We start from the raw sequence: 21,119 nt of genomic DNA, 5'->3' as shown, positions 1-21,119 counted from the left end.
AAAGAGGCACAGCATGACCCACGCTTTAGGAATCGACATTGGCGGCACCGGGATCAAGGGTGCCGTGGTCGACACCGTTACCGGCGAATTGGTGAGCGAACGCAAGAAGATCGCCACACCCAAATCAGGCAAACCCGACGCGATTGTGAAGGTCGTTGTCGAACTCATCGCTCAACTGGGTGGCCTCCCGCGCACTATGCCGGTCGGTGTGTGTTTTCCCGCGATCGTCCGCAACGGAAAAACTATGTCGGCGGCAAACATCTCCGACGAATGGATCGGACTGGAGGCCGAAAAGCTCTTCGAGAAGGCTCTAGGCCGTGACATCCATTTTGTTAATGATGCGGATGCTGCTGGCGTAGCTGAAGTTCGCTACGGCGCAGCAAAAAACGTACCGGGTTTGGTCCTGCTCACTACGCTCGGCACCGGAATTGGCAGCGCGCTGATCTACAACGGAACGCTCGTGCCCAATTCGGAGCTCGGACACCTACAGATTGGTGGTCGTGACGCCGAAATGGGTGCGTCGTTCGCCGCAAAGGAACGACGTCGGTTGAGCTGGGCGGCATGGGCTAAGCGTCTTCAGCGCTACTACTCGCACCTCGAGCTACTGTTCTCTCCCGATCTCATCCTCGTCGGAGGTGGCGTTTCTAAAAGCCACGAGAAGTTCTTGCCTCTGTTGAAGCTCAATGCCCCCATCCTCCCCGCGGAGCTGCGTAACAATGCGGGTATCCTCGGAGCTGCAGCCCTAGCCGTAAAGGAATAGTCCATGAGCTTTCACTCGAATGAACCACACGCTGGGGATGTCGCCGGTCGGCTCAACTGGCTGCGCGCCGGAGTTCTTGGCGCCAATGACGGCATTGTGTCAGTCGCGGCAATCGTGGTTGGTGTCGCTGGCGCGACAAGCGCCATCGCACCCATCCTCACCGCCGGCGTTGCCGGACTTGTCGGTGGCGCGATCTCAATGGCCCTTGGCGAATACGTTTCCGTCAGTAGCCAAAGTGACAGCCAGCGAGCTCTTATTGAGAAAGAGCGTCGCGAGCTTGCAGAAATGCCGGAAGAGGAACTCGCTGAGCTAACCGCAATCTACGAGTCAAAGGGCATCACTGCAGGAACTGCCCGTCAGGTAGCCGTAGAACTCACCGAACACGACGCATTGGCGGCACATCTGGAGGCCGAACTGGGAATCACTGAGCACGCCGTCGTGAGCGCCTGGCACGCTGCGGGAGCGTCGGCGCTAGCATTTACCGTCGGTGGCATTTTGCCCCTGGCAGCGATCCTCATGACACCCGAACCCGTTCGAGTGCTCGCGACGTTTGTCGCTGTCTTGATAGCCCTCGTCATCACCGGAACCCTATCGGCTCGCATTGGCGGAAGTAGCTGGATACGCCCAACCCTGCGGATCGTCATCGGTGGGGCGCTTGCGCTGGCCACCACATTCCTTATCGGAACACTGCTCGGCACAACCGGCGTTGTTTAGGACCGACAGCGGAACGCAGCACCGAGCAGAGGAATGGGCCGGCTAGTACGCCGGGTTCTGTTCACACGAGACCGAAATCTGCGTGCTGGACGGTCATCTATCTACGATGTACGTTGCCGCACACCTCTAGCGATCTACCCGAAGACTTGGCGAGCAGCCTTAACGTCTTCTGTCTGATCTTGCTCCGGACGAGGTTTACCTAGCCGACTGAGTCACCCCAGCCGCTGGTGGTCTCTTACACCACCGTTTCACCCTTACCGCGAATCGAAATCCGCGGCGGTCTGCTTTCTGTTGCACTGTTCTCGCGGGTTACCCCGGGTGGGTGTTACCCACCATCCTGCTCTCTGGAGCCCGGACGTTCCTCGGTACCCTTCACGGATAACGCGACCGTCTTGCCGACCCATTCAGCTGTCAAGTCTATCGTTTGCACCACCCGCCGCGCACCAGAGTGCGATCTAACGGTTAGAGACCCGATTGATCGGTGCGCACCAGAATTGCTTCGCTGCTGGCACACATAATCACGGCATCCGGTGCTGCGGCCCGAATCTCCTGCATCTCATTCTCCAAGAGCTTGACGCCGGATGCTTGGGAGACTCCGCCTCGCAGGAGCGATGCACCCGTGCCGTAACGTGAACGCTGGCGTTCGTAGAGGGCAAGAAGGTCTTCGGGGATTGTGCTCTGGAGTGCAGTACGTCCGGTGCGGACAGTGCCAAGCTCGGCCTCGATATCACGAAGGGCTTCATCGCGGCTTGACTCAAGCTCAGAGGCTTCGCGGCTGAGATTACCGCCCTGCTCGATCAGGTTGTCAACCACTTTCTGCTGACCCTCAAGTCGCTCCATCACCGCAAGTTCAATGTCTTCGAGATTGCTGAGGCGCGTACGCAAAGCGGTCAGCTCGTGCTCAAAAGCTGCGGCATCTTTAGCCGAGGATGTAGCATCAAGGCGCACACTGTCGCGAGCAATCCGTGCGTCTACAACCTTCACATCAGAGTCGATACGACTGAGTTCGAGTTCAATATCGTCATTGATACCCCGCTCCTCAAGAAGGGTCAGTTGAAGCTTGTCTCGGTGCTGCTGCAACTCGGTCAGGCCCACGTGCTGCGGAAGCTTCTTGGCGCGGTGCTCAAGTTGCGAAATTTTTGTGTCAAACGCTTGCAGGTCGAGTAGCAATGCCTGATCGGCGGGGCTAGCAGTTAACGCCATGATGATGCTTCTTTCTGTGTACCGGTGTGCTTACTGCACAACCGCAAAATCCCAAGGATCGGTGCGCAATTCGCTCACCGTTATCGTTACTTCTGGCAACAGCGCTCGTAACTCTTCGGATGCGACCTCCAGCCACAACCACTCACTCGCCCAGTGAGAAACATCGATCAGTGCTGGACCACGCATAAGTCGGGCGTTCTCGCGCGCTTCAGAAGCCGGATGGTGCCGCAAGTCGCTCGTGATGTAAACATCGGAGGCAAGCACGGCAGGTTCACTCAAGTATGCGTCACCGGCTCCCCCACACAACGCCACCGACTGCACTATCTGATCGAAATCGCCAGCGACACGAACACCGGTCGCCGTTGCGGGAAGAATCTCGGCAATGAGGGTCGCGAGGCGGCCGAGCGTCAGAGCCTCCCGCAGCAGTCCGGTGCGGCCTATGCCGCGATTGGGAGTTTCGCCAACAACAATGGGTGCGATGTCGGTGAGGCCCAGCTGTGCAGCGAATCTGCCAGACGTTCCCGTCTCTACGACATCCGCATTGGTGTGTGCAGCTAAGAGAGCGCATTCCGCACGCACCAACTTGGTCAGGACAGCGCCCTTGTAGCGGTCGCTGGCAATCGATGTGACACCGCGAAGCAGCAACGGGTGGTGAGTGATGAGCATGTCCGCACCATCGTCGATTGCTTCATCTACGGTGTCGAGCACTGCATCGACCGCGAATGAAATGCGGGATACGGGTGCATCAAGATCGCCGGCAACGAGACCCACCGCATCCCACGATTCGGCACCAGAGGAGGGCCAGAGTTTTTCGGTTGCAGCGATTACGTCGGCGACAGTAGTAGACACTCTCTCAGTCTAGGCGTGGCGGACTGCGCGCTCAGAGCGCCCAGCCTCTTGGCGTCGAATGGCAGGAATACCAGAAACGATGGGGGTGAGGATGCCGAGAACCAGCGCGACAAGAACGCCAAGGTCAGTCGCTGCTAGTTCCGAGCTGAGGTCTACACCCAACGCCACGAATCCATAACCCTGCCAAGAAAGCCAACTGATTGTTGCGCTCGTCAAGGCGAACCCGATTGCCGAGATGACAATGAATGAACTGAGATTGACCCAGCGAACATCCGAGTAAATCCCGCCGCGTGTGGTCAGCGCGTCACCGTCGAGTCGACGGTTACGAATCATGGTTTCCGCCGCAAAAATTCCTATCCAGGCCGCGGTCGGAACCGCGAGAGTAGTAGCGGCATCACGGAACAGTTCGTTGATCCCGCCATTGACTCCGAAGGCGAACAGGACGGCCAAAGCGCCCAACAGCACGCTGACGATCACGATCGACCACTGTCTCGGAAGTCGAATCCCAATGGCTTGGAGTGCGAATCCACCCGAGTAGAGGCTCAGCGTGATGCCAGACAGCAGGCTCAGTGCGGCAGCCAACAGCAGTGGGATCGGGTACCAGCCCGGCAGCAGGAGCAGCAGCGTGTCTAGCGGCGAGGCAAGGAAGCCTCGCGCAATTGCCGGATCGGAGGCTGCCAACAACGCACCGTAGGCAATTAACACGAAGGCGGGCACCGTTGCGCCGAAGGCTGCGGACAGCGCCGAAGCCGGTCCACTCGACGACGGTCGCTGGTAACGAGCAATGTCGGCGCCGCTATAAGCCCACACGAGCCCGAGGAAGCTGAAGACGAGTACCGCACCGGTAATGGTAAGAAGCCACGAACCATCTGGGGTGGTGAGAGCCTGAGAGACGTCGACGTATTGCGCAGTGAAGGCAATGAGTCCTACAACGAGCAGACCCGAAACGATGCTCAGAATCAGTTGCATGCGCGCGAAGAGCGGGTATCCGGCGAACGCAATCACGAGAGCCACGAGGAAAGACACGGCGAGCGAAATGAGCAGTAGTTGACGATCCCCCAGCCCAACATTCAGATCAGACCCGATCAGCACGATTGCCACCGATGATGCCAAAACCCACAACAGCACTGCACCCCAGAAGAGTCGCGCGACGAGCGCGACGAGCGAGGGAACAATATTGCCAAGCAAACCAAACGTCGAGCGTGAAATAACCATCGTGGGCTGACCACTGCGCTTACCCGCAAGCGTCGTCAATCCCAGTGGGATGAATGAGAGAGCAACGCCAGCCAAGATCGCTACGACCGACTGTCGCAGGCTCATTCCGACAGCGAAGACAGCAGCACCAAGTCCGATGCTCACAATCGATGAGTTCGCGGCAAACCAGAGCCAAAATAATCGGGCAGCATGACCGACACGGCGATCAACAGGAGTGGGTTCCAGCCCGCTCTCTTCGAGACTGAACACGCGTTGAGCGGTAGGTGCGACGTCGTCCATTCCCAGGGGCTGCTGGCTGACACGCGCTGTGGAAAGCGGAACAGGAGGAGGCACGGCTGTCGCTGCGGCGGCGAGCGGCGGGGCTACTGCTGCGACCGGGGCTGAAGCTGCCGCAGCGCTAGCCGTACCTGCGGCCGCTGCGCCTGCCGCGAAAGGGATGGGATTGCTGTCTACCGACGTGTGGGGGGCCAGATCTGCTGAGTACGTCAGTCGATCGCTAGCGTCAACGGCGTCATCCGATTCTGCTTCAAGCAGTGTTTCGTTAATCGGAATCGAACCAGTGTGCATCGCAGACAGGGGGTCGTCGTGCTGGGGAAGGTCCGTAGCGGGCCCCGAGAGGAAAGCGTCAAGAGGGTTGACCTCGTTTTCATCGACTGTTTCGTCAGGATCGGTGACGTCGTCGGTCTTGAGTAGGTCGTCGAAGTTCAGCGGCTCAGTCGGAACGTAGCGCGGGGTCTCTGGTGAGGCGAAGCTGAACGTAGAGGGCACTGGGTCACTGTCGATCGCTGGAGCTGCATCCTCGGCGTCGGCGACTGTAGCAACTGCTTCTGCAGCGTCGGCGTCTGCGGTAGCTACTTGTCGCGTGTCGTCGTAAGCGCCACGTGTGCCTGCATCTTCTGATTGAGGGTCAGTGCCGGTCGGTTCGGCGGATGATGAGGGCGAGTCGAGATCGAAAGCAAAGGGCGATTCGGAGCCGGAATCGCTCGCCATTGCTGAAGTGGCCGAACCCGAAGGGGTATCTGCTCCTGCCTCTGGCTCTCCGGAAATTGGTGGCGTGAACCCAAAGTCCCCAAACGACACGTGCTCATCAAGGTTTGATCGGGGCGTCGACGGTGCAGTGGTGGGCTCAACGAGGGGCGGCGGTGTGAAGGGAATCTCCTCGTAGTCACCATCTTCATCGGCGGGGAACTCGGGAGACGGTTCGAACTGAGTGTCGGAAGGAGCGCTGGAGTAGTCATCCACGGTAGGGCTGGGCAAGGAAGACGTCGGTGGAATACCGGCCAGGCTGAGGAGTCCAGACTCTGAATCGAAGTGCGGCACGATCTGCTCAGGCTCAAGCTCGGGCTCGGGCTCAGCAACGGACGCATTCTCGGGGACGGACTCAGGCTCAGGCTCAGGCTCAGGCTCAGGCTCAGGCTCAGGAAGCGACGCGAGCTCGGAGTCGGAGTTGAGCTCTTGCTGTATCTCGCGCTCTGGATCGTTCTCGTGCTCTAGCTCTAGATCGTTCTCTTGCTCTAGCTCCAGCTCCGGTGCAGTCTGGAGGCCTTGCGTGGGGATTGCGGCCGCAGCAGGAAACTCTGCTGGCTCGGGATCGCCTGCGAATAAGGCATCGGATTCTTGAGGTAACGGAACGTCGCCAGTGGTTTCGTTTACGGCAGCTTCGTTTTCAAGGACCGGGAGCGTTATGGAGCCAGTCGGGTCCGCGTGAGCCGCGAACGGGATTTCATCATCGAAATCTTCGGCGGGGGCCCAGGTTTCACTGGGCGGTGCCACCTCCCACGCCGGCAACTGGGCAGGAGACGTTGGAGGTGCGGCGGGCGCACTCTCTGGCGCTGCCTGCTGTGTAGCCGTAGGAGCTGTGTCATCGTCGTCGCGTGCCGCAGTTTCAGAAAACTCAGGGTGCGCCTGTTCACCGAGCTCTTCCGCGACAGGTGCGGGCTTGGAACGAAGCGTCGTCTCCCATTCGCGGTATTCGCGAGCCTCTTCGTCGCGCAGGCGAAGTTGAGCCTCGAGTACCTCAATAACGCTGAGAGTGCCTGTCGATTGGTTTTCGGGGTTGTCTGCCCAGGTGAGTAGCTCGTCGTCAGCCATCGAGCGACGCACAGGAGGCGCCGGTGTCTCAGGCTCGTCAGCAGGTTCTGATGCTCCAGCAGACGTTGCAGCAGAAGTTGCAGCTTCAGAGACCTCGGCAGGCGCTTCACGCTCCACCTCGGTCTCGATGTTGTGTGCGTCGCTGTCAGATGTCTGCTGACCCTCGTCCTTGGGCGCAAATTCTGCAGCAGCGGCCGAGAAGGCATCCGCAGGAAATTCACCGGGTGAAGAACGATCGCCGTGAGCGCCTGGTGCATCGGCCGGCCCGGCGTCAGCCACAGCCTCAGCCTCACCTTCAGCTTCAGCCTCAGGGGCGTCTACACCGTCGAGGTTCCACATCGGTGCGCCCGCGATGACTTCTTCGGCGGCAAGCGGAAGCTCAGCGGATGATACATGTGAAGTCGACTCGTTTGGTTCGAGCGGTTCGAGCGGTTCGAGCGTCCACACGTTGTTGGTTGGCACACTGCTTTCCGCGACCGTTGCACCTTCACGGTCATCTGGTGGCGAGATTGCGGTCCACGATGTGTCTCCTGAAGGCGTGGATGCCGCAGGTGATGCTTCAGGGTTCTCCGGAGCGAACAACGAATCAAAGGTGACGTCGTCAGCGGCTTCTGGTTCTGATTCTGCTTCTGCTTCTGGTTCTGGAGAATCTGCAACTTCGTCGAGCTGCTCTCTTGATTCTTCGACTTCTGAATCGTCAGAGATTTGGCGACGTGAAATCCGTGACGCAAAGAAATCTGGCGTCGTGTAATCGACCGGAATTTGGTAAGGATCGTCACTGCCGGCAGCGGCGGACTTGGGCGCAAAATCTTCGACCGACGGTGCCACATTGTCGGAGCCGTTCGCGCTGGCAGGTGCGACCGGGTCATCGGCATCCTCGGGTTCAGAAACTTCTGAACGTCGTTCGTCTGAGAGCCCGTCTGGAGCATCGAGTTGCTGAACTGCTTGGTCGGGGTCGGGGGCCGGTGCCATTGCCCAGGGGGGCATGCCCTGGTCGAGTCCGTCTGACATTTCCGAGCGCTGAAATTGGTCGTTTAAATCGATAGGTGCGAAGTCAGAAGCGCTAGGTGGTGGCGGCAGGTCGGTGCGCGTTGCTGGGTCAGGAGTTATGGGGACACCGAGTGCAGCATCCACATTGAAGGCGCCCTCGGTGGATGCTTCGCTCAGGTCGATCGGCGCCGTACTTTCGTCGTCGTCGTCGGGATTGGCAGCGGCGGAACTTGACGTTGCGCGTCGCGGGAACGGTAGTTCAAACTCGTGCTCTGAAGACGTTTTGTCGTTCGCATCGTTTGCGTCGTCGACGTCGTCGTGGAATGCCATGCACAGATACTAAGGCGAGACCAGTGTTTTGCGGGGATGACTAGCCGTGCTGAGCACAGTTACCGCAACAAATATGAGCACGAGTCCAACCCACGCTGTGGGAGCCAGCGACTCCCCCACGACGATTACGGCCAGCAGCGTCGCAACCACCGGTTCAAGCAGCGTAATGGTCGTTGCGGTTGAGCTCGCCGTCGTGCGGAGACCAATGCCGAAGAGTATGTACGCGACAAACATTGGTCCGACGATCAAGTAGACGGCGATGCTGACGGTAGCGCCGGACTGCACTAGCGGTGCCCCGAAGATCAGCAGGATCGGCAACAGAGGCAGTGCGCCGACGCCGAACATCGCGCCCATGGTCGCCCCCGAACTGTGTCCTGCACGAATTACCCGCGTAGAGCAATAGGTGTAGAGCGCGTAAGACAAGCCCGCGAGCACGCCAAGCCCGACGCCAGTAGAGGTCGATCCCGGGGCTGTGGGGCCGAGATGGCCCCCGCTCAGGGTGAGAACTACAACGCCCCCGAGTGCCACGGGGGTTGTGATCTTCCAGAGCGCACTCAGGCGTTTGTGGTCAATGGCGCGTTCAAGAATTGCAGCAAATACGGGCCCGGTGCCCAAGGAAACGACGTTTCCCACCGCGATGCCCGCGAGATCCATCGAACTATAGAAAGCAAGCGGATACACAAATACGCCGAGGGCTCCAAGCACCAGCCATCGTGTTGCACTTGTGTCCATGAAGGCTGCTCGTGCCGCACGAAAACTGAGCATGAAAAGCAGGATGCCGCCGCCCACCATCGTCGCGGCTCCTATGGCCAGCGGGCTGATGTTCTCCGGAAAGAAGCTTGCCGCCGTTCCCGTGGTTCCCCACAACGTCGCGGCTCCCACGATAGAAAGAGATCCGAGCCTGCTGGACGCGGTTGTCGACACCTCGCCAGCCTATTGCCCTGCGCGACTCATCGCTGATGAACATCTCGATAGACCGTCAGGATTGCCGCAGCACTTCGAGCGATATCCTCGTGCGAGGTCGCCCAGTTTGTGACCGAAATGCGCATCGCCGCTTGACCATTCCACGTTGTGCCACTCGCCCAGCACGTACCTTCCTTCTGGACACCAGACACCACCGCCCGCGTAATGTCATCGTCATCGCCGAAGCGAACGAGTGCCTGGTTCACGACGACGTCATTGAGGATTTGCACACCTTGCTCTGCCGCCAACGTGTCTGCCATCTGTCGTGCTCGCGCACATCCACGGTTGATCAGGCTTTCTACACCATCGCGGCCAAGAGCACGCAGCGTCGCATAGATAGGAATGGCCCTGGCTCGTCGTGAGAGTTCGGGGACCCAGTCGATCGAGTCGCGCTCGGCTCCCGACGTTTGGATGAGGTACGACGCCGATGAGCTCATCGCGGCCCGGTGATCCGCTGCGTGCCGCACGATAGCCAAACCGCTGTCATAGGGGACGTTTAACCACTTGTGCGCATCGGCAGACCAGGAATCCGCACGATCAATTCCGTCTGCTAACGCTGAAAGCTCTGTGCTCGCACGCGCCCACAACCCAAACGCTCCATCAACGTGCAGCCAGGCACCGAACTCACTCGCAATCTCCGCAATCTCTCGAAGCGGGTCAAAGGATCCACTGTTTACATTGCCCGCTTGGGCACAAATGATGGTGGGGCCAACTAGCGTCGCCAACATTTCGCGCAAGCTCTCTGCGCGCATCCTTCCCTGATCGTCGGAGTCGACTCGCAGAAGCGAGCGGCTTCCAAAACCGAGATAGCGCAGAGCCACCTCAATCGTCACGTGCGCCGCTGCGCTCACCACGATGTTTATGTGGGGTGCGCCAGCAAGGCCATCAAGCTCGACATCCCAACCAACACGCCGCAAAACACTGTGCCTTGCCGCGGCTAAACACGTGAAGTTCGCCATCTGACCTCCGGTGACGAATCCAACAGAGGATTCACGAGGCAGGTCAAAGAGATCCACAATCCACTCGGCGGCGACTTCCTCGACCGCGGCGGCAAAAGGCGAGATCGCGTGGATGCCCGCATTTTGATCCCAAGTCGACACGAGCCAGTCTGCGGCGAGTGCAACCGGATAGGTACCACCAATCACGAACCCGAAATAGCGTGGCGAGCTGCAGGACGTCATTCCTATGTCAGCTTGACCCGCGAGCAGATCGATGACCGCCGTCTGGTCCTCTCCCTCATCAGTGAGCGGAGTGCGCAGCTTCGCCAAGAGTTCATCGCGGCCATGCATTACACCCACATGGCGGGTGGAAAGTCCGTCGAGATAGTCTTTGGCATGATTGCGGGCCGTCTCAAGAACAGGATCTAACAAATCATCCGACATGATTGCTCCACCTCGCGTAGCTAAGGACGACCCGAGCGAATCGCCGTCGATCTCGCAGGGATTGTACCGCCAACGACGGGCGAGAAACAAAGAAAACCCCCGCAAATAGCGAGGGTTTTCTTGTGTGGTGAGCCCTACCGGGATCGAACCGATGACATCCACGGTGTAAACGTGGCGCTCTACCAGCTGAGCTAAAGGCCCGCAGCGATAATTCGCAACAACAAAATGATAGCGGTAAGTTTCGTTGGCAGATAACCACGGTTGTTCGTGGCACGCACCGTCCCTCGACCGGCGCCAGACCGAAACGCAGACAAAACGAAGTACTACTAGGGCAATTCGGGCTCGCCGCTTGCGTCATCCATGCCATCAGCCGCCCATGGCGAGGAGAGAGAAAGCTCGACACCTAGCGTGTGCTCCATGACCCCTTCGAGCAGTTCGCTCATCGTCGCCGAGCGCAGCAACGACATCTGGTCAAGAGGCCCGAGCGGAGCGATGGCGGCGAGCTGCCAGGCGCGAACGACGGGCTCTTCCGAAAGTTCGACATCCGGTGACCAGTTCAGTTCGGAGAATTCGCTCGCCCGTGCGAGAGTGCGCCGTACAAGCTGCTCAGCCCTCTCCCGCAGAGGTAGCAACGCATCATCCCACTCAAGGTCAGGTAGCTCGCTCACCGCCGCCTGGGGATGAGGATCTTCATCGAGCCACTCAGTAATAGCTATTCGACCGTGACCCACGGCCACCACCCCGACAAAGCCCTCGGCTGCCTCGAGCTGCGTGATCGTCGCGACAGTTCCCACGGAGAAGCGCTTTTCGCCTCCGCCCACTTCCTGGCCGCGCTCAATCAGCACCACACCGAACTCGGAAGGCTCATCTTGCAACACCTTCGACAGCATCACTATGTAGCGCTCCTCGAAGATACGAAGGCTCAGCGGCATATGAGGAAACAGCACAGAACCCAACGGGAACATCGGCATCGCGGTCATTGGCCAAGCCTAACTTTTGGTGACCCTCGGTGCGCTGGGAGTTCCGTCACAGATTCGCTAAATGAGTGAGCCTTAAATTCCGCAGAAACGAAGGTGGGCCCTACCGGGATCGAACCGATGACATCCACGGTGTAAACGTGGCGCTCTACCAGCTGAGCTAAAGGCCCGCAGCGTGCAATACGTTGTAGTGCGAAGCAGCGCTCACCAATGTTACAGGTGTTTTTGCGCGCCATTGGACCTCAGCGCCCTACTCAGCGCCACTCAGCAATTTCCATCAGCGAGATCGCATCTTCGTACTCCGAAAATTCGCGGATACCGTCAAGCGGAGTCTCAATGACGCACCGGATAATGCTCGATCGGTCGATCAGAAAACTGGCCCGTAAGGCGAATCCCGTGTCTTCGCGCAGAGCACCGAAGCTGTGCGCCACAGCACCGTGGGGCCAAAAATCCGAAAGAAAAGAGAATTCGTAACCACCCGCATCCGCCCATGCTCGCAGGGTCGCCGTGGAGTCGACAGAAATCATCACGACCGTGAGCCCCGCATCCTCGAACCGCTGCCGTTCGCGCTGCAAGGTCTCCACCTCGTTGGTGCAGTTCGCAGAGAATGCCAGAGGCAGGAATACAACCATCACTGGTTCATGCTCAAGTAGCTCGCTCAATTTGACCATCTGCCCATGCTGATTCTTTAACTCGAAGTGAGGTGCGTGATCCCCAACGGCAATCGTCATGTCTACAGACCTTTCAGTCGCGGGTGAACACCCCGGAGTTCCGGGGGCAACGGGGCCCGGTTCGAATCTTGCCGCATCCGACAACTAGAATCGATAGGCGTAGTCGATCCCATCACATCTGCAACCCAGTAGTGATGCGACTCGCACGACTCTGTTCTCTACACGAAAGAGGTCAACGGTGACGGTAAACGACCAGGACCCATACTCGGTAACCAACACCGACAAGGACCCGGAGGAAACCGCCGAGTGGAACGAATCACTCGACTCCCTCGTCGCAGCACAAGGCCACGAGCGCGGTCGGGAGATCATGCTCAGTCTGCTCAAACGTTCTAAAGATTTGCATCTTGGTGTGCCGATGGTTCCCACCACCGACTACATCAACACCATCGCTATAGAAGACGAACCCGATTTCCCGGGCGACGAGAAGCTTGAGCGCCGCTATCGTGCATGGATCCGCTGGAATGCTGCGATCACCGTGCACCGCGCACAGCGCCCCGGCATCGGTGTCGGCGGCCATATTTCGACGTACGCGTCGTCCGCTGCTCTCTACGAAGTAGGACACAACCACTTCTTCCGTGGAGCTGACCACGAATCCGGTGGAGACCAAATCTTCTACCAGGGTCACGCCTCCCCCGGCATGTACGCTCGTGCCTTCCTCGAAGGTCGCCTGAGCGAAGACCAACTCAAAGGCTTCCGCCAAGAGAAGTCGCAAGCACCCAACGGTCTTCCCAGCTACCCGCACCCGCGCCTCATGCCAGAGTTCTGGCAGTTCCCCACCGTCTCGATGGGTCTCGGCCCCATCAACGCCATCTATCAGGCACAGAACAACAAATACATCACCAACCGCGGCATTCGCGATGTCTCTGAGAAGCAGGTTTGGGCATTCCTCGGTGACGGTGAGATGGATGAGGTCGAAAGCCGTGGAGCCCTGCAGTGGGCCGCAAACGAAAAGCTCGACAACCTCAACTTCGTCATCAACTGCAACCTTCAGCGCCTCGACGGTCCGGTCCGCGGTAACGGCAAGATCATTCAGGAGCTTGAAAGCTTCTTCCGTGGCGCGGGCTGGAACGTTATCAAGGTCATCTGGGGCCGCGAGTGGGACGACCTCCTCGCCAACGATCACGAGGGTGCGCTGCGCGACCTGATGAACCGCACCCCCGATGGCGACTACCAGACTTACAAAGCTGAGTCAGGTGCCTACGTTCGCGAGAACTTCTTCGGCCGCGACCCGCGCACTCTCAAGATGGTCGAACACCTCTCTGACGAGCAAGTGTGGAACCTCAAGCGCGGTGGACACGACTACCGCAAGGTCTACGCGGCGTTCAAGGCCGCCAGCGAGCATAAGGGACAACCGACTGTCATTCTCGCAAAGACCGTCAAGGGTTACGGTCTCGGCCCGAGCTTCGAGGGACGCAATGCGACTCACCAGATGAAGAAGCTCACGCTCGACAACCTCAAGCAGTTCCGCGACGAAATGCACATCCCGATTACGGATGCCGCGCTCGAAGCAGATCCATACCAGCCCCCGTTCTACCACCCCGGTGAAGATGACGAGGCAATTCAGTACCTGCAGGAGCGTCGTCGTGAGCTCGGTGGATACTTGCCAGAGCGTCGAACCAAATACACGCAGCTTGAGCTTCCCGAAGCCAAAACCTATGACGTTGTGAAGAAGGGTTCCGGCAAGCAAGAGATTGCCACGACGATGGCGTTCGCCAGACTGCTCAAAGATCTGCTGCGTGACAAGTCGATCGGTAACCGCATTGTGCCGATCATCCCGGATGAGGCCCGCACTTTCGGAATGGATGCCTACTTCCCGACCGCAAAGATCTACAACCCCGCAGGGCAGCACTACACCTCGGTAGACCGCGAGCAATTGCTGGCCTACAAGGAAAGCGCTCAGGGTCAGATCCTGCACGTCGGCATCAACGAAGCAGGAGCGTTTGCGGCGTTTACGGCTGTGGGAACCTCGTATGCAACAAACGCCGAGCCGCTGATTCCGGTCTACGTCTTTTACTCGATGTTTGGGTTCCAGCGCACCGGCGATGCCATGTGGGCTGCCGGTGACCAGATGGCGCGCGGCTTCATCATGGGAGCAACTGCGGGCCGCACGACATTGACGGGTGAAGGTCTGCAGCACGCTGACGGCCACTCCATCCTGTTGGCGTCTACCAACCCTGCGGTTGTCAGCTACGACGCCGCGTATGGCTATGAGCTTGGCCACATCGTGCGCGCTGGCATTGAGCGCATGTACGGAGGCAAGCACGAAGACCCTAACGTCATGTACTACCTGACGTTGTACAACGAGCCTCTCGTTCAGCCCGTCGAGCCCGAGAACTTTGATGTTGAGGGTGCACTCAAGGGTATTTACCACTTGGCTGCTCCCACCATCACCGGCCCGAAGGCGCAGCTGATGGCTTCTGGTGTCGCGGTTCCGTGGGCTCTCGAAGCGCAGCAGTTGCTGGCAGCTGATTGGGGCGTCGCTGCTGATGTGTGGTCGGTCACGTCGTGGACTGAGCTCCGTCGCGATGGACTCGCGGCTGAGGAGCACAACTTCCTCCACCCCAACGAAGAAGCTCGCGTGCCGTACGTCACCGAGAAGCTTGCAGACGCAAAGGGGCCGTTTGTTGCGGTTACCGACTTCATGCATGCGGTCCCCGACCAGATTCGCGCGTTTGTTCCTGGCGACTTCGCCACGCTCGGCGCCGATGACTTCGGCTTCTCTGACACACGAGCCGCTGCACGTCGCTACTTCAAGATCGACAGTCACTCACTGGTAGTTCGCACCTTGGAGCTGCTCGTGAAGCGCGGCGAAATGGATCCTGCTGTGCCTGCTCAAGCAATTGAGAAGTACAGCATCCATGATGTCAACGAGGGCACCACCGGTTCTGCCGGCGGCGAAAGCTAGGTAGCGACCATCCCCCCGATACAGAAGACCAAGGCACAGACACTTGCCTGGTTGCGTGTTATTTCGGGCGAACTTGCGACAGCTACACTGAAACAGCTTGAGGACACGCTGCCCTGGTATGGCGAGATGCCACCAGGGCGGCGTTCCGCAGTGGGGCTGGTAGCTCAGGCTGGCATCACGAGCTTCATTAGTTGGTTCGAAGACCCCACTACTACGCCATGGATTGCGGCGGATGTGTTCGGCGCGGCTCCGCGCGAGTTGTTGCGGTCGGTCTCACTTCAGCAGACACTCCAACTGATTCGCATCACTGTTGAAGTGGTGGAAGCGCGCGTCAAAGCTGATGACGATGTCTTACGTGAGGCGATCTTGTTGTATTCGCGCGAAATCGCTTTTGCTTCGGCAGATGTGTACGCGCGCGCTGCTGAAGCACGCGGACTGTGGGATGCACGCCTCGAGGCTCTCGTGGTCGACTCGATTCTCAGTGGCGAGTACGACAACGAGCTCCCCAGTCGCATTGCTGCTCTGGGCTGGAACGGTCACGGCGAGGTCTGCGTCTTGGTTGGTACTGCCCCTCGGATGCTCGATGTCGACCAGTTGCGGCGCACCGCCCGTCACCTGGATGCCGATGTACTGATCGGAGTGCAGGGAAGCCGACTCGTTTTGGTGATCGGTCGCGCTGCTCCCCGTTCTGAGAAGCCTGAGGGAACAGAGCCGCTCCCCTTCATTACGATCGCCGAGCAATTGGAGCCGGGGTTCGGCACGGGACACCTCGTTTTGGGCCCTGAGGTTGCCAGCTTGGTTGATGCCTCGAAAAGTGCGAAGGCCGCTCTCGCAGGATTCGCTGTGGCGCGGTCCTGGCGAAACGCCCCTCGGCCGACCTTGGCGAACGATTTGCTGCCCGAGCGAGCATTCGCGGGCGATCCGCTTGCCCGCTCGACCCTCATCAACAAGATTTACAAGCCTCTACAGGCGCACTCAACAGATTTGTTGACCACCCTGTGGTGTTATCTCGACAATGGGCGCTCGCTTGAGGCGACTGCTCGCGAACTCTTCGTGCACCCTAACACTGTCCGGTACCGCCTGAAACGTGTCAGCGAAGTAATCGGCTGGGATGCAACGGGCGCTCGTGAAGCGTTAATCTTGCAGGCAGCTCTTATCGTTGGCTCTATTTCTGATCCTGATTCGGGGCGTTCGAACTAGCATCGCCCCGCTCTTTTGGTGAATTCACACAACGATCCCTCAAAGGTTTGGTGGGGTCATCCAAGCGGTTTCGACAAAAGATTGGCAGACTAGCTAAGTGATTGTTGTAGTAGCGCCCGGTCAGGGCTCCCAAACTCCTGGATTCCTTGCACCGTGGCTCGAAGACGAGAGGTTGCGAGACCAGCTCGGGGCTATCTCAGACGTTGCGGGCATCGATCTCGTCACGCACGGAACGGTTTCAGATGCCGACACCATCCGCGATACCGCGGTGGCTCAGCCGCTCATTGTTGCGGCCGGACTGCTCACACTAAACGCACTCACCGCTGGTGGACGTGACGAGTACATTGGCGCCGTCGCCGGCCACTCTGTTGGCGAGATCACGGCCGCTGCTGCCGCGGGAATCCTGTCAGAGGATGACGCGATTCGATTTGTCGTTGAACGTGGTTCTGCTATGGCTTCTGCAGCAGCACTCGAAGCGACGGGAATGTCGGCCGTAATCGGCGGCGATGAAGCTGCGTTGCTCGAACGGCTCGCCGAGCTCGGATTGCAGCCCGCAAATTTCAACGGTGGCGGCCAGATTGTCGTGGCCGGAGCACTCGATGCCCTCGCCAAGCTTGCCGAGTACCCGCTGAAGGGAACGCGAGTCGTGCCACTCCAAGTCGCCGGGGCATTCCACACGCGCTTCATGCAGCCGGCTGTTGCTCACCTCGAAACAGTCGCATCAAGTCTCACTAAGAACGACCCAACGCTGGCGATCTACACGAACCGCGATGGTTCGCTGATTGAAGTCGGCGAACACTTTGTTGACCTGTTGGTGGGCCAAGTGTCATCCCCGGTTCGCTGGGATCTCACCATGACCTCACTGGCAGATGCCGGGGTCACCGGAATTATCGAGCTCGCGCCAGCGGGTGCTCTCGTTGGTCTCGCAAAGCGCGCACTCCGCGGTATCCCCGCAGTCGCAGTCAAAACACCAGACGACTTAGCAGCAGCATTTGACCTGATGGAGGCCAACGCATGACCGCACCCACCCTCACCCAGTCTGTCGGATCGCAGTTCACAAAGATCTACAGTTATGGCGCTGCACGCGGCGACCTCATCGTTGACAACGATCAGCTCGTCGAAGCGATCGACTCAAGTGACGAGTGGATTCAGAAGCGTACGGGCATGATTACTCGTCATCGGGCTTCCCCCGGCATCCTCGCGGTGGATTTGGCTACCGAGGCCGCACGTGAAGCCATCGAGAAGTCTGGAATAGATCCAGCGGAGATTGGCGTCGTTATCGTTGCGACGATCAGCAACGTTCAGCAATCTCCGTCAATCGCTGCTGTAGTGGCGGACAGAGTCGGCGCAAACCCAGCAGCTGCATACGACATGAACGCAGCATGCGCCGGCTTCAGCTATGCCGTTACGCAAGCGGATGCGCTAGTTCGCGCAGGTGCAGCCAAGTACGCGCTTGTCATTGGGGCCGAGAAGCTTTCCGATGTGGTTGACCCCGCTGATCGTTCGATCTCGTTCCTGCTGGGCGACGGTGCTGGTGCGGTGGTTATCGGACCTAGCGACACTCCCGGCATTTCAGCTCCGGTATGGGGCTCCGACGGCTCGCGCGCAGACGCAGTGGGTATGAATGCCACGCTCCTCGAGTACCGTTCAGGTGATGCCGCATGGCCGACGCTCCGCCAAGAGGGCCAAGCGGTATTCCGTTGGGCTGTGTGGGACATGGCAAAGGTCGCTAAGGAGGCTTTGGATGTCGCAGGCATCACCGCAGAGGATCTTGCCGCGTTCATCCCCCACCAGGCCAACATGCGCATCATCGATGAGTTTGCGAAGCAGCTGAAGCTTCCCGAGTCAGTAGTTATCGCACGCGATATCGCGGACACTGGCAACACATCGGCGGCGTCGATTCCGTTGGCGACTCACCGTTTGCTTAACGATCATCCTGAACTCAGTGGCGGACTCGCCCTGCAGATTGGCTTCGGCGCCGGACTTGTTTTTGGCGCACAAGTAATCGTTCTGCCTTAGTAACCCCGCGAAACGTGACTGCTGGCCTACACTGGCTAACGGTCAATTTACATCCCAAGGAGAAAAAAATGGCACTGTCCACCGAAGAAGTCATGGCCGGACTGGCTGAGCTCATCAACGACGAGACCGGCATTGCGACCGACACTGTCGAGATGGACAAGTCGTTCACCGATGACCTCGATATCGACTCGATTTCGATGATGACGATTGTCGTCAATGCAGAAGAGAAGTTCGACGTAAAGATCCCCGACGAAGAGGTAAAGAACCTCAAGACCGTCGGCGACGCTGTGAGCTTCATCACCAACGCCCAGGGCTAACACTAGCTAAACGTGGACGGCCAGCCGCTTACTGCAGCGGTTGGCCTCCGCGCAGGCCACGTCGACGCGCACCCCTTGTGGAATGCCTGAGCCGTACATTCGAAGGAACGTGAAATGACCAAAAAGATCGTTGTAACTGGCATTGGTGCCACCACGCCACTCGGCGGAACCGCAACCGAGTCGTGGAACGCCCTTCTCGCTGGCGAATCTGGCGCTCGGACCCTCGAGCATGATTGGGTCGCAGAGCATTCTCTCCCCGTAACGTTCGCCGCACAGGCAAAAGTACGCCCCGAAGAGGTTTTGGAGCGTGTTGAATACAAACGACTCGACCCTTCTAGCCAATTCGCTTTGATTTCCGCCCGTGAAGCCTGGGCCGATGCGGGTTCGCCCGACATCGACCCTGTTCGCATCGGTGTCGACTACTCCACCGGGATCGGTGGCCTTTGGACTCTGCTCGATGCGTGGGACACCCTGCGCGAAAAGGGTCCGCGTCGCGTCTTGCCAATGACGATCCCGATGTTGATGCCGAACGCCGCTGCCGCCGCGATTAGCATGGCAATCCCATCGCGCGCATACGCTCGCACCGATGTTTCCGCGTGCGCCTCCAGCACCGAGGCTCTCGCCAACGCTTACGCACACCTTCAAGCTGGACTGGCTGATGTCGTCATCGCCGGTGGTACTGAGGCTGTTGTTCACCCGCTTCCGATCGCAGCGTTCGCGTCAATGCAAGCTCTATCGAAGCGCAATGACGACCCGGCAACCGCTTCGCGCCCCTATGACATTTCGCGTGATGGTTTCGTGCTCGGTGAGGGTGCCGCAACTCTCGTTCTTGAGACGGAAGAGCACGCTCTTGCTCGCGGTGCAAAGATTTATGCTGAGCTCGCCGGTGGAGCAGTCACGAGTGACTCGTTCCATATCACCGCGCCCGACCCTGAGGGAACGGCTGCAGCTCGTGCCGTTCGTGATGCTCTGGAAGTTGCGGGAGCAACGCCCGACCAGGTGACGCACATCAACGCCCACGCAACGAGCACCCCCGTTGGCGACATTGCCGAGTACAAGGCTCTCCTGCGCATCTTCGGTGAGCACCTGCCTAACATTCCCGTTTCTGCCACAAAGGCGGCCACAGGCCATCTTTTGGGCGGAACCGGTGCACTCGAGGCGATCTTTACGGTCCTGGCACTTCACCACCGCACAGCTCCCCCGACGATCAACCTCACGGAGCAGGATCCCGCGATTCCGCTAGATGTCGTCACGTCGCCTCGCGATCTTGGCTCGGGCGCGCAGTTGGCAATCAGCAACTCGTTCGGCTTCGGTGGACACAACGCTGTAGCGGCGTTCCGTTCGGTCTAACTGCAGCATCCAGCCACGTTCGATGCCTCGGCAGCGCTAGCCAACGGCGCCTTCACCGGCGAGAGTACCGCCGTCGATGATGAACTCTGAACCCGTCGAGAAGCTTGCGTCGTCGCTCGCCAAAAAGAGTACGAGCTTTGTTACTTCTTCGGGTTCACCGAGACGGTTGATGGGAGTTCCGGGGTTCTCGACGCCGAGCCCTTCCGTCATCGGGGTTCGGATGCCGCCGGGGTGAACCGAGTTCACTCGCACGCCTTGGCTTCCCAGTTCCATCGCAACGGACTTGGTGAGTCCGCGCAGCCCAAACTTCGATGCGGTGTAACCATGAAGGGCCGCATAGCCTTGCATGCCAGCCGTCGACGAGATGTTGACGATCGACGATGTCTCATTCTTAACCAGCTCCGGTGTTGCAGCTTTAATTCCCAAGAATGCGCCGGTGAGGTTAATGCCAATGATGAGCGACCAGTCCTTCTCGGTGTACGCGTCGAGCGTGCCGAAATTGACGATGCCTGCGTTGTTGATGAGTACGTTGAGGCCGCCGAAGGTGTCGACAGCAAGCTTCACTGCACTGTTCCAGTCGTCTTCCTTCGTGACATCGAGGTGCGTATAAACCGCGCTTTCGCCAAGCTCGTCTGCGAGCGTCTGGCCTTCGGCATCAAGCACGTCAGAGATGACGACTTTGCCACCTTCCGCGACGATGCCGCGCGAGTGAGTCTCACCCATACCGCGCGCTCCGCCGCTGATGAGAACTACTTTTCCGTCAAATCTCGACATTGTGTTCCTTCCAATCTTGAATGAGGTTCAGCCGGAAAGGATAGTCCGAAGACCTAAGACAGGTCCAGTGTGACAACTGCGCTCGAACGCTTCCGGCCACGCCTCAACGCTACGCCGGGAGTCAGCTGGATGCGACCTGAAAGGAACGCTCGAAGAGAATTGTCAGCAGGGGATGCCGAAGGACGGTTTAGCGCTACACAATAGAGCGGCATCCATCGTGCTCGGTGCACTCGCCATCGAAAACCATCCCCAGGGGATCAAGAACCACATCACGACAGTCTTCCCACTCCACGAGCGGAATACGCGTGTCGACCACCGATTCCCGAATACGAGTGTGCGCTGAGATCAC

At 59.0% G+C, this 21,119-nt stretch carries 17 protein-coding genes, 2 tRNA genes and 1 other RNA gene; 8 read left to right on the top strand and 12 right to left on the bottom strand.

The genetic code is table 11. The annotated features are described in order from the left end of the window. Positions 1 to 13 precede the first annotated feature (13 nt). Both AADH44_RS05875 and AADH44_RS05870 read left to right on the top strand, forming a co-directional pair. On the top strand, positions 14 to 760 hold the full coding sequence (locus AADH44_RS05875) for an ROK family protein (protein ID WP_341954691.1): 747 nt from the start codon (positions 14 to 16) through the stop codon (positions 758 to 760). A gap of 3 nt (positions 761 to 763) precedes the next feature. Beyond that, complete coding sequence (locus tag AADH44_RS05870; RefSeq protein WP_341954689.1) at positions 764 to 1,474, top strand: VIT family protein; 711 nt, start codon at positions 764 to 766, stop codon at positions 1,472 to 1,474. 30 nt (positions 1,475 to 1,504) lie between these two features. On the opposite strand, the gene rnpB is transcribed toward AADH44_RS05870, so the two are convergent. The 10 genes from rnpB to AADH44_RS05820 all read right to left on the bottom strand — a co-directional run bounded on the left by rnpB (position 1,505) and on the right by AADH44_RS05820 (position 12,205). After that, positions 1,505 to 1,877: RNase P RNA component class A (gene rnpB / locus AADH44_RS05865), an RNA gene on the bottom strand. 59 nt (positions 1,878 to 1,936) lie between these two features. Beyond that, a complete protein-coding gene (locus tag AADH44_RS05860; protein ID WP_341954688.1) occupies positions 1,937 to 2,677 on the bottom strand; it encodes a hypothetical protein in 741 nt (246 codons plus the stop codon). Between the two features lie 30 nt (positions 2,678 to 2,707). Beyond that, positions 2,708 to 3,526, bottom strand: coding sequence for a Nif3-like dinuclear metal center hexameric protein (locus AADH44_RS05855; RefSeq protein ID WP_341954686.1), 819 nt, complete (start codon positions 3,524 to 3,526; stop codon positions 2,708 to 2,710). A gap of 9 nt (positions 3,527 to 3,535) precedes the next feature. Continuing rightward, the gene (locus AADH44_RS05850; RefSeq protein WP_341954684.1) at positions 3,536 to 8,152 is read right to left on the bottom strand and encodes a cytosine permease; all 4,617 of its coding nucleotides are present in this window, start codon (positions 8,150 to 8,152) and stop codon (positions 3,536 to 3,538) included. Positions 8,153 to 8,161: 9 nt separating this feature from the next. Then, positions 8,162 to 9,076: an EamA family transporter gene (locus tag AADH44_RS05845; RefSeq protein ID WP_341954682.1), complete on the bottom strand. Its 915-nt coding sequence runs from the start codon at positions 9,074 to 9,076 to the stop codon at positions 8,162 to 8,164. A gap of 26 nt (positions 9,077 to 9,102) precedes the next feature. Continuing rightward, on the bottom strand, positions 9,103 to 10,497 hold the full coding sequence (locus AADH44_RS05840) for a pyridoxal-dependent decarboxylase (protein WP_341954681.1): 1,395 nt from the start codon (positions 10,495 to 10,497) through the stop codon (positions 9,103 to 9,105). 125 nt (positions 10,498 to 10,622) lie between these two features. After that, positions 10,623 to 10,698 (bottom strand) — tRNA-Val (locus AADH44_RS05835). A gap of 125 nt (positions 10,699 to 10,823) precedes the next feature. Continuing rightward, on the bottom strand, positions 10,824 to 11,477 hold the full coding sequence (locus AADH44_RS05830) for an LON peptidase substrate-binding domain-containing protein (protein WP_341954679.1): 654 nt from the start codon (positions 11,475 to 11,477) through the stop codon (positions 10,824 to 10,826). 94 nt (positions 11,478 to 11,571) lie between these two features. Further along, positions 11,572 to 11,644 (bottom strand) — tRNA-Val (locus tag AADH44_RS05825). 84 nt (positions 11,645 to 11,728) lie between these two features. Next, positions 11,729 to 12,205, bottom strand: coding sequence for a peroxiredoxin (locus AADH44_RS05820; RefSeq protein WP_341954677.1), 477 nt, complete (start codon positions 12,203 to 12,205; stop codon positions 11,729 to 11,731). Positions 12,206 to 12,383: 178 nt separating this feature from the next. Here AADH44_RS05820 and aceE point away from each other — a divergent pair, with 178 nt between their 5' ends. From aceE to AADH44_RS05790, 6 genes are all read left to right on the top strand, one after another. Further along, positions 12,384 to 15,110, top strand: coding sequence for a pyruvate dehydrogenase (acetyl-transferring), homodimeric type (gene aceE / locus AADH44_RS05815; protein ID WP_341954676.1), 2,727 nt, complete (start codon positions 12,384 to 12,386; stop codon positions 15,108 to 15,110). 18 nt (positions 15,111 to 15,128) lie between these two features. Next, positions 15,129 to 16,310, top strand: coding sequence for a helix-turn-helix domain-containing protein (locus tag AADH44_RS05810; RefSeq protein ID WP_341954925.1), 1,182 nt, complete (start codon positions 15,129 to 15,131; stop codon positions 16,308 to 16,310). 97 nt (positions 16,311 to 16,407) lie between these two features. After that, positions 16,408 to 17,328 (top strand): ACP S-malonyltransferase, encoded by a 921-nt coding sequence (locus AADH44_RS05805; protein WP_341954675.1) that lies wholly within the window; start codon positions 16,408 to 16,410, stop codon positions 17,326 to 17,328. Then, a complete protein-coding gene (locus tag AADH44_RS05800; RefSeq protein WP_341954674.1) occupies positions 17,325 to 18,329 on the top strand; it encodes a beta-ketoacyl-ACP synthase III in 1,005 nt (334 codons plus the stop codon). The genes AADH44_RS05805 and AADH44_RS05800 overlap by 4 nt, the downstream gene beginning before the upstream one ends. Before the next feature lie 68 nt (positions 18,330 to 18,397). Further along, entirely contained in the window at positions 18,398 to 18,646 is a 249-nt protein-coding gene (locus AADH44_RS05795; protein WP_341954672.1) for an acyl carrier protein, read from the top strand. Between the two features lie 114 nt (positions 18,647 to 18,760). Next, positions 18,761 to 19,996 (top strand): beta-ketoacyl-[acyl-carrier-protein] synthase family protein, encoded by a 1,236-nt coding sequence (locus AADH44_RS05790; RefSeq protein WP_341954671.1) that lies wholly within the window; start codon positions 18,761 to 18,763, stop codon positions 19,994 to 19,996. A 36-nt stretch (positions 19,997 to 20,032) separates the two neighbouring features. Here AADH44_RS05790 and AADH44_RS05785 read toward each other — a convergent pair whose 3' ends face one another. Continuing rightward, positions 20,033 to 20,770, bottom strand: coding sequence for an SDR family oxidoreductase (locus tag AADH44_RS05785; protein WP_341954670.1), 738 nt, complete (start codon positions 20,768 to 20,770; stop codon positions 20,033 to 20,035). A 193-nt stretch (positions 20,771 to 20,963) separates the two neighbouring features. Then, entirely contained in the window at positions 20,964 to 21,119 is a 156-nt protein-coding gene (locus AADH44_RS05780) for a hypothetical protein (protein ID WP_341954669.1), read from the bottom strand.

Source organism: Salinibacterium sp. TMP30, from assembly GCF_038397785.1.
In the GTDB taxonomy this organism is placed as follows: domain Bacteria; phylum Actinomycetota; class Actinomycetes; order Actinomycetales; family Microbacteriaceae; genus Rhodoglobus.
The sequence above is the reverse complement of the archived record's forward strand: the minus strand, read 5'-3'. Positions and strand labels throughout refer to the sequence as shown.

Coding starts and splice junctions, on each gene's coding strand:
- AADH44_RS05875 (WP_341954691.1), top strand. CDS start 14: ATGACCCACGCTTTAGGAATCGACATTGGCGGCACCGGGATCAAGGGT.
- AADH44_RS05870 (WP_341954689.1), top strand. CDS start 764: ATGAGCTTTCACTCGAATGAACCACACGCTGGGGATGTCGCCGGTCGG.
- AADH44_RS05860 (WP_341954688.1), bottom strand. CDS start 2,677: ATGGCGTTAACTGCTAGCCCCGCCGATCAGGCATTGCTACTCGACCTG.
- AADH44_RS05850 (WP_341954684.1), bottom strand. CDS start 8,152: ATGGCATTCCACGACGACGTCGACGACGCAAACGATGCGAACGACAAA.
- AADH44_RS05840 (WP_341954681.1), bottom strand. CDS start 10,497: ATGTCGGATGATTTGTTAGATCCTGTTCTTGAGACGGCCCGCAATCAT.
- AADH44_RS05830 (WP_341954679.1), bottom strand. CDS start 11,477: ATGACCGCGATGCCGATGTTCCCGTTGGGTTCTGTGCTGTTTCCTCAT.
- AADH44_RS05820 (WP_341954677.1), bottom strand. CDS start 12,205: ATGACGATTGCCGTTGGGGATCACGCACCTCACTTCGAGTTAAAGAAT.
- AADH44_RS05800 (WP_341954674.1), top strand. CDS start 17,325: ATGACCGCACCCACCCTCACCCAGTCTGTCGGATCGCAGTTCACAAAG.
- AADH44_RS05795 (WP_341954672.1), top strand. CDS start 18,398: ATGGCACTGTCCACCGAAGAAGTCATGGCCGGACTGGCTGAGCTCATC.
- AADH44_RS05790 (WP_341954671.1), top strand. CDS start 18,761: ATGACCAAAAAGATCGTTGTAACTGGCATTGGTGCCACCACGCCACTC.
- AADH44_RS05785 (WP_341954670.1), bottom strand. CDS start 20,770: ATGTCGAGATTTGACGGAAAAGTAGTTCTCATCAGCGGCGGAGCGCGC.